This window comes from Paenibacillus sp. JJ1683 (genome assembly GCF_053006485.1).
Window position 1 is genome coordinate 239,070 of the sequence record NZ_CM129820.1, and the last position, 15,937, is coordinate 255,006.

The 15,937-nt window shown below is 36.1% G+C and carries 12 protein-coding genes; 8 read left to right on the plus strand and 4 right to left on the minus strand.

Annotated elements, in window-relative coordinates; genetic code table 11:
- Positions 1-275 precede the first annotated feature (275 nt).
- Positions 276-1,211 (minus strand): hypothetical protein, encoded by a 936-nt coding sequence (locus ACUC6J_RS01045; RefSeq protein WP_165084469.1) that lies wholly within the window; start codon positions 1,209-1,211, stop codon positions 276-278.
- An 847-nt stretch (positions 1,212-2,058) separates the two neighbouring features.
- Here ACUC6J_RS01045 and ACUC6J_RS01050 point away from each other — a divergent pair.
- From ACUC6J_RS01050 to ACUC6J_RS01065, 4 genes are all read left to right on the plus strand, one after another.
- Positions 2,059-5,355, plus strand: coding sequence for an S-layer homology domain-containing protein (locus ACUC6J_RS01050; protein ID WP_165084467.1), 3,297 nt, complete (start codon positions 2,059-2,061; stop codon positions 5,353-5,355).
- A 321-nt stretch (positions 5,356-5,676) separates the two neighbouring features.
- Complete coding sequence (locus tag ACUC6J_RS01055; RefSeq protein WP_165084466.1) at positions 5,677-6,399, plus strand: hypothetical protein; 723 nt, start codon at positions 5,677-5,679, stop codon at positions 6,397-6,399.
- Between the two features lie 372 nt (positions 6,400-6,771).
- Positions 6,772-7,347, plus strand: a complete 576-nt coding sequence (locus tag ACUC6J_RS01060; RefSeq protein ID WP_165084464.1) for a Pycsar system effector family protein — start codon at positions 6,772-6,774, stop codon at positions 7,345-7,347.
- Entirely contained in the window at positions 7,344-8,090 is a 747-nt protein-coding gene (locus tag ACUC6J_RS01065) for an adenylate/guanylate cyclase domain-containing protein (RefSeq protein ID WP_165084462.1), read from the plus strand. Before ACUC6J_RS01060 ends, ACUC6J_RS01065 begins: the two co-directional genes overlap by 4 nt.
- A 195-nt stretch (positions 8,091-8,285) precedes the next feature.
- Here ACUC6J_RS01065 and ACUC6J_RS01070 read toward each other — a convergent pair whose 3' ends face one another.
- Positions 8,286-9,857 carry an Eco57I restriction-modification methylase domain-containing protein gene (locus ACUC6J_RS01070; RefSeq protein WP_165084460.1) on the minus strand — a complete coding sequence of 524 codons (1,572 nt, stop codon included), beginning with the start codon at positions 9,855-9,857 and terminating at the stop codon, positions 8,286-8,288.
- 101 nt (positions 9,858-9,958) lie between these two features.
- Here ACUC6J_RS01070 and ACUC6J_RS01075 point away from each other — a divergent pair, with 101 nt between their 5' ends.
- A complete protein-coding gene (locus ACUC6J_RS01075) occupies positions 9,959-10,897 on the plus strand; it encodes a BsuBI/PstI family type II restriction endonuclease (protein WP_165084458.1) in 939 nt (312 codons plus the stop codon).
- 366 nt (positions 10,898-11,263) lie between these two features.
- On the opposite strand, the gene ACUC6J_RS01080 is transcribed toward ACUC6J_RS01075, so the two are convergent.
- The gene (locus tag ACUC6J_RS01080) at positions 11,264-11,971 is read right to left on the minus strand and encodes a hypothetical protein (RefSeq protein WP_447249609.1); all 708 of its coding nucleotides are present in this window, start codon (positions 11,969-11,971) and stop codon (positions 11,264-11,266) included.
- Between the two features lie 345 nt (positions 11,972-12,316).
- On the opposite strand from ACUC6J_RS01080, the gene ACUC6J_RS01085 reads away from it, so the two are divergent.
- Both ACUC6J_RS01085 and ACUC6J_RS01090 read left to right on the plus strand, forming a co-directional pair.
- On the plus strand, positions 12,317-12,643 hold the full coding sequence (locus tag ACUC6J_RS01085; protein WP_447249610.1) for a hypothetical protein: 327 nt from the start codon (positions 12,317-12,319) through the stop codon (positions 12,641-12,643).
- A gap of 69 nt (positions 12,644-12,712) precedes the next feature.
- The gene (locus tag ACUC6J_RS01090) at positions 12,713-13,711 is read left to right on the plus strand and encodes a restriction endonuclease (RefSeq protein ID WP_165084453.1); all 999 of its coding nucleotides are present in this window, start codon (positions 12,713-12,715) and stop codon (positions 13,709-13,711) included.
- Between the two features lie 173 nt (positions 13,712-13,884).
- Here ACUC6J_RS01090 and ACUC6J_RS01095 read toward each other — a convergent pair whose 3' ends face one another.
- A complete protein-coding gene (locus ACUC6J_RS01095; protein WP_165084451.1) occupies positions 13,885-14,112 on the minus strand; it encodes an HTH-like domain-containing protein in 228 nt (75 codons plus the stop codon).
- A gap of 268 nt (positions 14,113-14,380) precedes the next feature.
- Here ACUC6J_RS01095 and ACUC6J_RS01100 point away from each other — a divergent pair, with 268 nt between their 5' ends.
- Complete coding sequence (locus ACUC6J_RS01100; protein WP_165084449.1) at positions 14,381-15,559, plus strand: hypothetical protein; 1,179 nt, start codon at positions 14,381-14,383, stop codon at positions 15,557-15,559.
- Positions 15,560-15,937 lie beyond the last annotated feature (378 nt).

Sequence of the window (15,937 nt, forward strand, 5' to 3'; positions counted from 1 at the left end):
TTACGAAGAAAAATGCAGTTTATAACTATTTATTCCGGTTTTTACCCGTTTAAGAGCAAATATATTACCGTCGTCATACTATTGACTCTTAGTTATCACATCAATAATTTAACATAATATAACTTTTAGATATTATCCCGGTACGTAGAATAAATTGTGTACAAGCCTATTACTGCTAATATAAGGATAATGTAAACAATAATTACGGGTAACCCGAACGCTACTCCATTACCCAATGCAATACCTATTTTTCTCATTATTTTTCGCCTCGTTTTTTATTGTTTATTCTTTTCAAATGGAAGATTAACGAACTGCTTAAACAGCGTTTTGGTCTGATCCGATTTTAAAAATTCAAGTATCAGCTGATGTTTTCCAAAAGCTAGCATAGCTAATATGAGATAGCGAATTAGTGTTACATTCCTGAAAGTGAAGCCACCTGGATAGAACCTATTAATCTGATGTACTATTTCCTTTATAACAGAGTTAACGGTGGGACTTTTGCTTACAGCCTCAATTTCATTCCAGTATTGTTGAATGCAATGGATGATTTCCAGAATGTTGTCATAGTCATCTTTTTCTGAACGTTGTATGGATTCTTTTATTGTTCGTAAGTTCAACCAGTCCAAGAACATATCGGCATCAGCAATAGTTTGAGTTGTAACATTTGGATTAGGTCTAGAGAAGAGCTTTAGCCCCTGACATGTCATACTACTACCTGCTGCTAACAGTTGTACAAGACTGAGGATATTTCGGAAAGATTCTTTCTCTGCCTCCTGTTGTTGTTGGAATTCTTTTAGATCTTGATTTGAAGGCCTTCCTGGTTTTTTCTTGGGTACAGATTCTTCAATCATCTCATTCAAAATGTAATCTGCGAATTCTGGATCTTTAGTCTTGTTATTGACCTCGGTGAACTTATCCTCAATTTCAAGTGCAAAATTATAAACCGCATCCTTTAGCTTATGCCATGAAATATTGTACCCTCGCCAAAACAGTGTGAATATAATGTGTTTTTGATTTATCCCCTTCAAGCTTTGAATCTCCTTTAAAATGTCCAAGGACTCCTCAGTAAAGTGCGACAGAGTTCCTTTGGCTCGGCCTCTCCCTTTTGTATCAGAGCATATTAAACCTAAGTTGATATAGCGGTTTAACTTACTCTCTGTGATTGGTAGATTTTTTAATTGAGCTTTTGTAATTAACTCTTTTTTATCCATAGTCGACCTCCTTATAGCACAATATTAGATCCTAATTAATGTGAAAACTATAGCACTTCCATGCATAAATGTAAGTAGGACTTTCCATACAAGGAAGATGAAGGGGATGTAAATTTGAAAAGTAGAATTCCACTTTCGAGATTTGTGCAAAGTATAAAGCTGTATTTCCGTATTTTTCTAGAAGAAGGCGACGATTTCGACTTTGTCGTAGGGTGACGCTTTCGTCGGTATCGTCGCTAAACAATATTGATAGATATTGAATAATTTACAATATTAAAACGGAAGGGATTTGAACTAGCATGGTGAAAAGTACTGGAAATGACTACAGAAAAGGAGCTGTAAGAGATAGATCTCAAACTTACAATCCTAAAAATGACACGTGGGTCAAAAGGGATGCAAGTAACGGAAGATTTCTAGAAGCTAAAACGTCTGATAACAATCCTTTTAAGGGAGTTAGGAAGGAAAAGTAACTTTTTAATAGAGGGTTAGTAATTTTATATGTGTGGAGTACAGAGAGTAGTTTGTATTTTTTCATTCTAAGCAAAATCAATTTAACTGATTGGTACGCTGATTCAAATAAAAGCAGCGGTTGAAACAGAAGTCATTCTGTCTTGACCGCTGCTTTTTTTAGCTGATCTAGTTTGGGTTTTGTCTATGTGATTTTAGAGTTGAGGCTATTTTATATTTGTTCAATTTTGAATTTATTATCTTCCTTTGAAAAAAACAAATATACCGACATAAAACGACAAATTTTTCATTAGGCAAATGGTATTATTACTTTTGTCTCATTTCGTAGAATTGGGGTGTACTTGAATAGGTCTTATTGATTAATTGGGGAGAGTGGAATATGAAGAAAGTAGGTATGTTGATTTTTTCCTTGCTACTAATTCTAGCACAACCAGGATTTGCACAGGCTGCAACCAGTGGAAAAGAAGAATTAGAGAATCACTGGGCAGGTTCATTAATGAACGAGTGGCTAACCAAAGGGATCTTAAAAGGATACGAAAATGGCAAAGTATATCCTGATCGTCAAGTTACAAGGGCAGAGTTTATAACCATACTACATAAGGGGTTTGATGGCCAAAATACTTATGATGTAGCGGAACAGAAAAGCAAGTTTAGCGATGTGAAGGAGAGCAATTGGTATTACAAGGATGTGTTGAAGGCTGTTGACGAGGGATTTATTAAAGGATATCCCAACAACACGTTTCAACCGAATAAGACTCTGACTCGTCAAGAGGCTGCTGTTATTTTAGCGAACAAGTTGCACCTGAAAGCAGACGATTTAAATCTTTTGAAAGAATATAAGGATTCAAATACTGTAGCTGAATGGGCTAATACTAGCTTTTCCGGTGTCTTAAAACATTCCATACTGCAAGGTTACCCTGATAAGACGCTGATGCCTAAAAACCAGTTAACACGTGCAGAGGCGGTAACCTTACTAGATAAGGCTATTAAATTTGAGGCGTCCAATAAAACTGTAACGATTCCTCCTATTAATTCAGATAGTAGTACAGATATAGAACAGAATGAAAGTACTCAAACGGGTGGCAGTACTACAAGTAATACGGATACAGATAAAAAATCAAAGAAAAATAAAATTGATACAAAACTGGATTCTGATAAGGATGGTTTGTCTGACTATAAAGAAGAAATGATAGGTACAGATAAACTCAAACCAGATACAGATGGGGACGGTTTAACTGATGGTCAAGAAGTAAACCTAATCGGCACTAATCCATTAAAAATTGATACCGATGGAAATGGCGTGAATGATGGTGATGAGGATAGCGACGGAGATGGCTTAACGAACGCGGAAGAGATAAAACTTGGAACTAATCCTGGCAACAAGGATACTGATTTCGACGGTTGGGATGATGCCTACGAGTTAAAGAAAGGTACAAATCCACTAGAGGCTGATTCAGATCACGATGGGTTAAAGGATTCTATCGAGGAAAAATTTAAAATGGACCCTCTTAATCCCGACACAAACGGTAATGGCATTAAGGATGGAGACGAATCCGTTGTATATAAAACTGAGATAAACTCCATTGAACGTGACTCAAATGTTACCCCTTCAGTAAAAATTACTTCTGATGCCAAAGAGGCAACTTCTACAGTAATTACAAATGTGTATGGAATGGACGCCTTTATTGATAAGGATATTCCGGGGTATATTGGTGCGCCTTTTGAGTTCACGACAGATGTCAAATTTGCTACTGCCGCTATCACATTTGAGTATGATCCGAGCTTGGAGTCAGATGATTTCCGTCCGGAAATATTTTACTACAATAAAGAGAAGCAGCTCTTGGAAAAAGTAGAGAATCAAACGTATGATCCGAGTACCCATTCAGTAACAGCGATTGTTCCTCATTTTAGCACCTATATTTTGTTAAACGGTAAGGCATGGGATGCAGCTTGGGCAAAGGAAATTAGATTACCTAAAAAAGACCCTTCAACGGGGCGTGAGCGTAAAGTTGATGTCGTGTTTAGTATTGACACTTCGGGAAGTATGGCCTGGAATGATCCAAAGAAGATGAGATTGCAAGCAGTTAGTAATTTTGTAAGTAAGCTGGAAGAGGATGATAGAGCAGCGATTTATCAGTTCGATGATGATTCTGTTCAAAGAATTGCTTTGACCTCTGATAAGCAGTCAGTACAGGATGCTGTGTATAAGGTAAGTGGGGATGGAGGGACTAATATTTACTCTGCTTTAGATTCTGCATTAGTAGAGCTAGAGCAAAATGGAGAAGACAACCATGATAAGTTTATTGTTCTGTTAACCGATGGACAAGGAAACGTGGATAATTATTATATTGATGATGCGTTACAAAAGGCAAAAAGCGAGAAAATTTCTGTTTATACAATTGGTCTAGGCGAATCTATTGATGAGAGAATGCTTAAACGTATTGCGTCAGAGACCGGAGGTTCATATTTCCATGCTACAACAGCAGAATCGATTGACTTAGCGTATGAACATGTAGCGGACGAAACAATTGACGCCTCATTAGTATTGGACAGTGATAAAGATGGAATCCCTGATTATTTTGAAATTAATGGTGTTCGTCTAAGTAATGGAAAAATACTATATAGATTATATCCAGATAATGATGGTAACTTGTACGGATTAGATCCTAATAATGCTGATACAGATGGGGATGGAATCCCCGATGGAGAAGAGCTAATCCTAGCTTCTAAAAATTATGATCAAGACCCTGTTTATTTTACATTGATTTCAGATCCAACAAAAAGGGACTCCGATGGAGATGGCATAAGTGATACAGTTGATCCTCAACCTCTTATTTATAATGTGACAGAACGCCATAATGTCATGGTTAGTGAACTTAGTTATGTAAACTTAGAATTTATACAAAATAGAGAGTTCGGCGGACCACTAGAAGAAGTTATAAAAACCAAATTTAATGATAGCGATGTTCGCCTTGATAAAGAATTGGAAGGGTGGAAGATCGTTAAGGCTTATGACAGTAAATGGTACGACCTTAGCTTTGGAGCTGTAGCTTTGAAAAAGGGGAATAACATCATTATTGCATTCAGGGGAACTGAACTTGAGAGTGGCTTTGGAAACGGTGCAATGGATGGTATTAATGATTTAACTATATTTTTAAAAAATGATAATTTTCAAACAAGTAAGGCCGAAGGATTCGTGGCAAATGTAATTGAAGAATATCCAAATGCGGATATCTATATCACGGGTCATTCATTGGGTGGTTTTTTAGCAAGTGTTTTATCTTACGAATTAGCTTCATTGGACCTAACAAGTATGTATGGTGACCGAGATGCATATAAAGTATTCAAAAAAAATAATTACCAATTTACTAAGGGAAGAACTTTTAACGCTGCCCCATACTTTGTTAGTGGATACTCTATAGATTTTGTAAGGAAGTGGGGACTGGATATTTTCACTCCGTTTACAGATAGCCCGGTTCCGCCATTAGCATTATTGAGTGATGAATATAATGATAGAATCGAAAATTATACAACAGAAGGTGAATTTTTAAGTCTCCTTAAGGAATATGCTTTTGGTTTGCGTTTGGGGAAAGTATTCGAACCATTCCCAAGTAGTGGCGATATGATGGAGAGGCATTCAATTTCTAAGTTTTATGAGCACTTTCCACTTAATTAAATTGAAATAAAACGTGACAATACAAAAAGGTTACTTTTCCTTTCTTGAATGGAGTGAATATGTTGAGGCCTAAAATGAGGGAAATAGAGATATCTACTGATCAGCAATTGCAAAATTGTATGGATTCAAAGATAACCGTTCAACTTTATCTGTGCGGTGAACTTGACTATACAGGAACCGTCGTTGGGTTTTCTGCTGATTCTATAGAAACAGAATGTGGACTTTATTTAAGAGAGAACTGCATAGTGAAAACAAAAAAAAACTACTTAAAGTTGTTAAAGTACTAGTTTTTAAATATTACGATTATGGAGCTGATTATTCATGTCAAACTTATGTACAACGCTTACTGAAATTTTGCGCAGTATTGAAAAATATCCTAGCATTCATAATAATATTGGTAAGTTATGGAAAGATATTTTTCAACTTCAAAACAAGCCCGACTTTGAAGTGTATATAAAAGATGCGGAATTCAGGTCGTTAATTTATAAAGCAAGGCTTGAGGCAGAAGAATATGGTGGAAAAGAAAGAAATCCGTTTCTAAAGCATTTTGATACATTTATAAAAATTTTTCAGGATTTGAGTTTGCAGAGTAGTGTCCAAAAAATCAAACAGGACGAATTTAGCAATGCCTTGGTAGGCATTGAGTCATGCGCTTTTGCTCTTCAAAAGTCTGATCCTCAGCCAGATGTTAGTAAGGAAGAGTTAGAAGAGTTCATTGTTGAAATTGAAGAACTATTTCAACAAGCTGACAAAATAGATTTTCCAAGTGAATTGAAGATTCAAATACTAGATAACATACACTTTATAAAAAAGGTGGTTGTTGATTTTAAGATTAATGGTTCTAAAGATATTAGGAGAGCAATTGAAGCTAATATGGGACAAATACTTTTGAATCACAAGACGATGAGTGAGACTAAAGGTGGGGCAGAGTATATTAGTGCAGCAATTGGCCTTATGAGCAAGATAAATACATTGTTCTCCTTTTATCATAATAGTCAGGGGCTCTATTCAGGTGCAGTACAATTTTTTAAATCTTTAACCTAGAAAATGAATCAATAGTGAAATTTTCCGTTGAGTGATAAACAAAGAGACTAGAGCTCTGTTTTCATTGTAAACGAGTCAAATTAAACAGGTCCAAATAAGAGCGGCGGTTGAAACAGAAGTAAATTCTGTCTTAATCGCTGTTGTCTTTATTATCCAATTTTAAGCTTGCTTCTCTCTGAAAAAAACAAGCAAACCGACATAAAACGACAAAATTTTAATTGGGTCTATGGTATTATTACCTTTGTTTTGCCCTACATTTGAACAGTTCTTTAGAAGCTAATTATACTTGGGATTACAGAGAAGGAAGATACGAGAAACTCTTATCTGTTTATTCTCAATTGTATTTAAAATAACTGATGGGAGGAACGATAGATGGAATCCGAAAACTATGTTAACAGGACTGACCTACTTGCTCGTTTGGATCGCCTTTTAGATTGGATTAAGAGTTGTGATACTAAAGCCTCTATAGTTATCGCTGGTATAGGGCTATTTCTCACTTTGTTCACTTCAGAAAACTTCTTTAGTATATTGAAAGCAATCTTAACCGGAGCGTTTAGTCATTTAAATTTTTCTAACTTACTTTTTTTAATTTGCTTTGCGCTCGCATTCTCACTCTTTGTATATGGTTCCTATTGTTTAATCAGGGTTCTTGCACCTAGACTGAGTAGCGATGTTGAAATTATGGAGGGTATGCACACTGATTCATTATACTTTTTTGAAAGTATATCTAAAAATAACTTTAGAGAATTTGCAGAAAAGGTACGAGGAAGAAACGAAGCTGATGATATTAATGACATTCTATCTCAGTTATATATAAATGCCAAAATATGCACTGTCAAGTACACGTATTACAGCAAAGGTATTAGGTATGGAGCAATCGGTTTATCAACGTTATTAATACTTTTTATCTTGGGGGTAATTTTATCTAAAGCGGGAGGGTTCCAATGAATTTTAATGGTTACGATTATAGAGAGCGTAAAAAGAAAATAGAGGAAATTTTAGACAATACGGATGAGGTTAAGGAAGTGGATAAATTTCCGAGGGATGCTGACTTCACTTATACTAACGGATATCAGGCTTGGGCAGGTGCTATTTTCGTTGATTTACGGGATTCAACTTCGTTATTCTCAAAGCAGGATTACGAAGTTGAGATTTCTAAAGTCATAAGGGGGTTCACTTCCGAAATTATAGAAATACTCAGAAAAGATACAGATGATACAGAACTTAAAGAAATAGGCATACGCGGTGATTGTGTATATGCTGTATATTCGACTCCGAGCATTGATGACATTTACGACATATCCAATCGTGCTTGTTATATAAACACATATATGAAAATGTTGAACAAATTGCTGGAAGCTCGTGCTCTGCCCACAATTAAAATAGGGATAGGAATGGCCACAAAAAAAACTTTAGCTGTTAAAGCAGGTCGAAAATCTTCTGGTATTCATAATTTAGTTTGGATTGGGGAGTCTGTAGCTAAAGCTTCTAAGCTCTCAGATCTTGGCAACAAGGATGGAATTGGCCCTATTATTATGTCCAGTACATTTCATCATAACTATACGAAAAAAGCAACAGACAAAGAAAAAGGATTTTGGACAAAAGAAGAAGATTCAAAATACGGGGTCTATTACCACGGCAACGTAATTATTACTGATTTTGATAATTGGATATCTAGTGGTATGCAGTAATTTCCTTAATAATTCAGATAGATTCGATTATAAGAGCGCATTTAATTTAACTAACAATCGATAGTTATTCTCCGTGGGATTCAGATGCTTGGCTACATGAATTGGCTAACTTGGAGCTTGGTCCAGTATGAATAAGACCTCAAAAATAAAATAAGCTACTCGCAAAGAGTAGCTTTCCTGTTTTTTCTACATATTTTATTCATTCGTGTGAAAACATATCTCATCTACCAATTGATCGATGACTTGCTGGTTTGGTAGCTGTCCATCATAAGTGCTTCCAAGTCTACATAATTGGATATAGGAAGGGTATCTAATCATTCTTAAGTCAGTAGCATTAACCTGTGTGTTACCGCTGAACTGCCTAAAGTAGCGATCAACCAGTGTGGAGTTCAAGTATATTGAAAGCCCTTTGGCAAATATCAAATCGAGCCCGGCTCCATTGTTATGGTAAAAATTTATTTTATTCTCAAAGGCAACAAGAGTGTTCCTTTTCTCGTATAAAGCTGCAACGACCCTTCTTGGTTCCTCTTTTGAGGTCATTCTTTTCACAACTACATAATTGCCGTCGGGACGTAATCGTGAAGCGTTCTTTTCAGTTGGCAATAAAGCATTATACTTTTTTACATTCAATCTAGGCCATCTTACATAGCCTTGGCCTTGACTGAAATGTTCAGGATATATTAATGGTACGGTATCATACGTATGTTCTTTGAATAGAGTATCTTTAGGTTCTCTAAAGTCTACTATTGGCCCAGTAGATAAAGAAATTTTCAGATCAGTTAATTTACTGGGTAGAGACTCCATTCTAGTCTTAATTTCATTGTCGTCGTTATCCTTTACTATTCTAAATATCGACAGTGGGTCATCAGGTAGTACCAACTCATTAAATGTTACTTGATTTGTTTGAATCTCAGAAATGTTATGGTTTTCGCTAAACGTTAGTGTAACTAGGCTATTGGGTCGAGGGCGTTGCCTGATTGCATGATAGATTACACTCTCCTGTAACACGTCTTCCCCAGTAAATACTTTGGAGCGAGATTCAAACAAGTGAAAGTGATTTATAACAGTATTATTTATTAAATCTTTTCTAAAATTTTTAAAATACTGCCCATTACAAAAACTTCTAGGAGTTATGGCAACAAACTCTCCTTTAGGAACAAGCCATCTCAGAACCAGCGAAACGAATGCTGCATAATAATTAGATACATCAATTCCCATGGATAATAACAGTTTATTTTCTAATGAATCATTAGAAACCTTTTTATAGGGTGGATTCAATATAGCTAGATCAAATTGATCTGACTTTTTAACAAGAGGAAGTAGAGAAACACTTTGGTGTATGAAGTTCTCTTGAATAATTTGACTGCTAAATCTAATACCACATTCAGAACAAAGCTCATGACAAACACTGTATGTCTCTTGAAGTGAGGGAATCAGTTCGATATCAATCTCATAAGCTATAAGTTCAATTTCAGTAGGTGGTTGTTTCCATGAACATATCTCCTGAACAACAGCTGCTCCGAGTACTCCCATGCCAGCACCTGCATCTAGGATTCTTATATTTTTCTTGCGACGGGTTTTAAATAAACCAGCCATAAAAAGCGCAGTCGGTACATCCGTGAAAAACTGCTCAAATGCTTCTTTATTATTGTCTTTTATACGAGTTCTTGTGGAAGTCATAATGTTAGTAATTAACTTAGAAAAATCAATAGGGTGAATGGCCTCAGCATTGAAGACCATTTCACCCCCTTGGATTAAAAGCCCCATATACAGCAACTCCTTGGAATGAAAATATTGACAATCATAAAAAATCATGAGAGTATATAACTGCAACGTTGCAGTTTAAGTGGAAGTAAGGAGAATCTTATATGACATTAAATATGGAAATAGTAAAAGAAATACTTAAAAAGGTTGGGTTCCCAGAACAGAATTGTACTGACACTACAGCAATATGCGTTCTTGCTCTCCAAGATCAGACCCCGCGAAAAGGACTTATACTGGGACATAAGAGTTTATCGGAAGGTGCAAGAATAACAGATATTTTAGAATTTGCAAGAAACGATTTGAACAAGAATTATGCCGAAAATACTCGTGAGACTATAAGGAAACATAGTCTAAAATATCTTGTGGATTTTGGATTAGTACATGTTAATAAGGATGACCCAACAAGACCAGTAAATTCAGGTAACACGAATTATACCTTAGTGGATGAGTTTGCTGAATTACTAACTATTTATAATGATCCTAATTTATTCTCATCTAAAATGCAGGGGTTTGTCAATGTGGCAGCAATTAATAGAAGAAACTACCTAGAAAGCTTAGAGAAACACAAAGTCCAGATCAGTGTTCCCTTTAGGACTTGCGATCCTCTAACACTTTCACCTGGTGACCATAACATTATAGAAAAGCTTATTGTTGATGAGTTATTTAAAGAGGACAACCGTAAGACTCATCTAGTTTATTTAGGTGATACTAAAAATAAAAAGAGACATATAGATCCTTATTTGGTTGAAAAAATTGGGATATCAATTGATGAACATGCCAAATTACCCGATGTTATCGGTTTTGATGAAGTAAATAATGACGTTTTGATTTTTGAAGCAGTGGCATCATCTGGGCCCGTAGACTTTTTAAGAAAGAAGGAACTGGAAGTTTTATTTGCGCAATGTCCCTTTCCATTGATTATGAATACGGTTTTTTTAAAACGCAGAGTATTTCAAAAATTTTCAACTAATATAGCTCCTGATACGAGTGCGTACGTAATTGAAAGTAAATTAAAGATAAGCTATGAAGCTTATGACATTTAGGGCGTGAGTAAACTTTTAATTATCGGAGGAAGTTACAAAATTTGGTGAAATTGAAGGTTTGTTTATTTCTTCGACGGATTTAAAAGCAATGTCCAAAAAGAAATGGCAAGTAGTTTTTTTCGTGTCAGGTTATGGACACAAAGGAGGCCTTGTTTAAGCACTATGACAAACTAGATGAGGAAATAAGGGGAGAGTTACCTTTAAAACGTATACGGTCTATTGCTGTTGCAGAGGATAACTGATTCTATATCTTCATCGGACTAAAACGATGCTCTTTCATTTTTTTAGGCATGATGAGGGTATAGCTAATCAGTAATATTCTGAGGTTAAACAAAGTGATCTGTTTAACCTCAGAATATTTGCTTTTTATGGCTTGTCATATGTTCTATAGAGGAAATGATCTAGAAAAAAGTAGTTACTCACCTTTTTCCATAAAAAGTGGTAATCTTTTATCAAACTCAATGCTTTAAATGTATTATTTCTTGAAAAGTATGTTAGTTCTGTTCCAGATTTATATATTGTATTATGACGGAAGTCAAAATCCTTTGTTCCTTGCGAGTATGTTTTTTGATTCACATAGTGAGGATTGTCGGTACCCATTAAGAAGTATCCCATTCGATATTGCCTTGAGTTCTGTACATATTCCTCTAAGTTCTTAAGGTCACAAAAAACTGCATATCGATTTTTAGGTTCTCTAAGTCCCTCTTTAAGGAAGTATTTTAATTCAATAGCACATGTAGTCACCTTAGATGTACTACCATACCACTCTAAAGTAATATCAATCTTTGATCTGCTTGAATCACTCTTTGAAAGAATGGATTTAGTCTTGAAAGGAGTCTCGAGGTTGATTTTTAGATGGTGGCCAATGCCAAACTCGAATAACTCTCCAACTCTTTTCAAGATATAAGAAAAATGAAGCTGTAGGTCTGCCTCATTGTTAATCTCTACCTTGTAATGATCAATTTGTCCGAATAGGATATCTCGACTCATTGTAATAATTTGCTTTAGCATCTCAACTTCACGAAGTCCATTGTAGCTATAAGAAGGTATTGCTTTTAAGTCAGGGTTATACATAAGAATCAACACTGCCTTCATTTTTAATTTTATTATAACAAGAAAAGATATGAAAAAGCTGTATTAAGAACTAAAAATGGTTTGCAATGTGGCCATTCACGTTGAACAAAGCAGGCTCGTTTTTTCGATGGTTCTTATTAAATTTACTTTTTCAGGGTGTTCCTTAGGTCTCAAATAAAACTCTGCATATGGAATGTACAGTTTGCTTTAGGGTAACTCCCGAATCGATCGAGAGACAATCATCACATAACTCTACATTGATAACTTGGCAATGATACGGTCTTTGTTTTTCATATAGATGACTCACAATCAATAAAAATATCTGATCGATGAGGGGGTTAGTTTGTGTCTTCAATACAATTTGACCGTGCTAAGACTTCTGTTGGTCTATCTAATTTTGTATTATTTTTTGACGACTATCAAGACTTTTATAGGCAGCACATATCGTCTATTCATATAGATACAAGAAAACTTGCCCAGAAGTTATTAGACAATAATCCAAGAGCTAGATCTTTGGGTGCCCAGAAGACTAGGGTTGGTTATGCGGTCGAAATTTTTAAGAACAAGTGGGAAAAGGGCATGTTACAAGCCGTAATTGAATCTAACCATTCAGAAATTACAGAAGAAATAAAAAATAGAGCACAAGAGTTAATAAGATCACTAAACCAATAATCCTGGCAGAATTAAATTTTGATTATCGTGGAAACCAATCAAATTGTAAATACTTTAGGAGGGGACTTAATGGAGAAATGGTGGATGGTAAGGGCAGGAGACAACAATGAGTTGGTACCTGAGTGGCTAGAAAAACAGGTTGCAACAATTGGCTGGAGTTCTCTTGGGGATCCAATGCAATTCCTGAGTAGAGATAAGCTGATTGAGAAGACGCATGTTGTATATTCTAAGGAAAAGCCTAAAGCACGTATTGGGTGGGGACACCAAGTATGGAAGTTCAGCAGAGAAATATCCGTTAACGACAACATAATTACCTATTCAAAAGAAAAACGAGAATACATAATAGGAAAAGTAAACAAGCCTTACTTATATGACCCAACGATGGTCAATGATTACTATCCAAATGTGATTGGAGTTAAGTGGGAATCCAAACATATCCCGCGTGATCAATTATCTCAAGGAGCTAAAAACTCCCTTGGGGGAATATCCACTGTGTTTCGTGTTGATACCTGGGGTGATGAATTTGAGCGCTTACTGTCGGAAGATTCAGTAGTCTCAACCTTTCCAACGGTGTTATCTAATGCAGTGAATAATGTATACATTGATAATTCGGATTTTATCCAGCAAGCAATAACATTGTTAGAAGATGCAATAGATGGACTTGGTGAATGGCAAATGCAGGATTTGTTTGGAGGTTTACTTGAAGGTATGGGTTATCAAGTCCGAGTTAGCCCCAAGGGCCCCGACGGTGGTGTTGATATTATTGCGCACCGGGATGCATTTGGATTTGAAAAACCGATAATAAAAGTTCAAGTGAAGCACCGTAAGGCATCTGCTGGTAGTCCGGAAATCCAACAACTACTAGGTTCTAACCCTATGGGGGCAAGCAGTTTGTTTGTATCTACTGGTGGCTTTACCTCGCAAGCCAAGAATGTTGCCAAACAGCATGGTGTAAAACTTGTAGACCTATCTGAATTAGTTGAATTGGTCGGGGAGTGGTATGAAAAAATGTCATCAGAGAGGCAGTCTTTATTACCCTTAAAAAAGGTATATATCCCGAATGCATAATAATAATAATAATGTAGCGTAATAGGCAATGAAGTTAAGCTACTTCCCCAAATATTCTCAATAATACAACACGTCGAATTGTGGATTTATCGTGCCATGGTTCAGATGTTAGAACCCTTGTCCAATCAAAACCACAATGGTTAATGTTGGACAGGGGCTTTTCATACCAATGATTAATCCTTTGGAACCACATATTCTGACAATTTTATTCCTTTACTAACTTCGGTCGCATATGAATTGTTTATACCAGAAGTTGCTACAATTTCCTTTACACTATAATTGTTTCTTTGTATGACATCCGCATACTTAACACCGAATAAATGTATTTTAGCAACTTGTTTTCCGTGAGGTGCCTTATTATACATGTCACTTAGAATTCTCCCTAACTCTTGAACATTCAAGTGAAGTCCCCCCATTTCGATTTTAATTATATCAATTGTATTTCTGTGGGGTCCAAGATAAATCCTGCTACGAGCTTGATTCAAAGTAAGATTAAAAAGGGGATGGACTTTATTTGTAAAGCTCTCGTCAGGACGCTTCCTCAAGCAATCTAAGTATCACACCACGTCGAATTGTGGACTGGTGAGCTGATAATATATCTATATTTCAAATTTTCACTCCTTATCTTATTCTTGTTTAAAAGTGAAATGATAAAAAGGGAGATTGTTTATGACAGTTATAGCAATGTATCGTTTTGACGACTCTGCTATTTTCGTATCAGATTTTAGGACGACTCTTGGTGATGGGACGCAATATGATGTTATGTTGAAGTTTATAGACTACGATAAAAGGTTAGGCCTTTTCCTTTCGGGTGATGTAGGATTCTGGAAGTCTGTCCTTCCAAAGGTCGAAAATAGATTAAGTGAGATTACTTTAGGTAATATAGACGATCCTGATGGTCCGTTTAGGGAGGAATTAAGGTTTGGTGCATATACTGGTCTAGAGAGAAGTAGAGCTCGTGCTTTAGGATTCATTATCGAGGGTAAAAATAATCGTATATTTCAAGTGGATTTGACTCCAGGTGGTGCGGCTATTTGGGAAGAGATTCCTCAATACAGTGGAGTTGTTATTGGCTCAGGAGGACATCTGTATCGAATTCAAGCTCGAATCGAAAATGCAGCTCGCCACACTGTCATGAACTTTGGTATGGATTACTATCGTATTGCTGACAGTGTAAGAAGGGAAATTGGAGATTGCATGCGAGATGCTGGTGCTGGTTCTTATATGAAACTTGGAGTTTCTCCCTATATGTGTTTATCTAGTCTTGTTGGTGGGCATTTTATGATTCGCGGAGAAGAGGTCGAGGGGACTCAATATGATACAGATGGACCTTCGCGCCCATTTTCCTATCAATTTATACGAAAAACAGATCATACCCTTGTCCTTCGAGATCTTATTGAAGGGGTGGAGCACAAGGTTTATAACTTTAATACTTCCGATGATGTTGACAACTATGAAGTGTTTGACCCCGAAAGGAAAACACTACCGTCTTTCGATATAACAGAGACCCTTTCGGAAAAGGATCATGTATTTCTCTTTCATCAATGGGTTACATATTATAAAGAAGATGAAATGTATAATGTATATCGTAGTGTAAAGAAAATTGAATTTATTGAAGTGCCAGGAAGAAGGAAAATCCAAAAGGGGTCTGCTCCGATTATTTCCCACCGGGATTTCCCTTCTCCAATTGGTGAGAGATATATAGATTGTAGGGATGTGTACATTGAGTTGAATCCGGACAAGGAGGAAGAATTCGAAAAAGATATGGATGAATCACTTCTGTTCGATGATTCCTGGTTAGCTAATCATATTTTTAATTATTACTCAACTTTTTTAGGGGAAATGTGAACCAACAAAACATCTTTTAAGCAAAAGAACTGGTGGCTTACGCTACCTCCCAATACAACCTGTGCATAATTAGACGTCGAATTGTGGATTTGCCGTGCCACGGTTCGCCTCCATTTGAGTAAGACAAGAAAGCCATCAGCCAGTGTTTCTGGTTGATGGCTTTTTATTATGGTTTTAATAATTGAGATAAAGAGGCCTTACAACTGATTTTGGTACTAATTATAGTTAAGTCACGACGATTTGCCTTTCATCTATTGTTTATATCAAGCGATTCCACGCTACAATATCCACTTTTTTACATGCGGATACGCCTCATATTTTCTAAGAAATCTTATGTAATATTTCCCATGCACAAGGTACTTCTCGATAGTACCAACG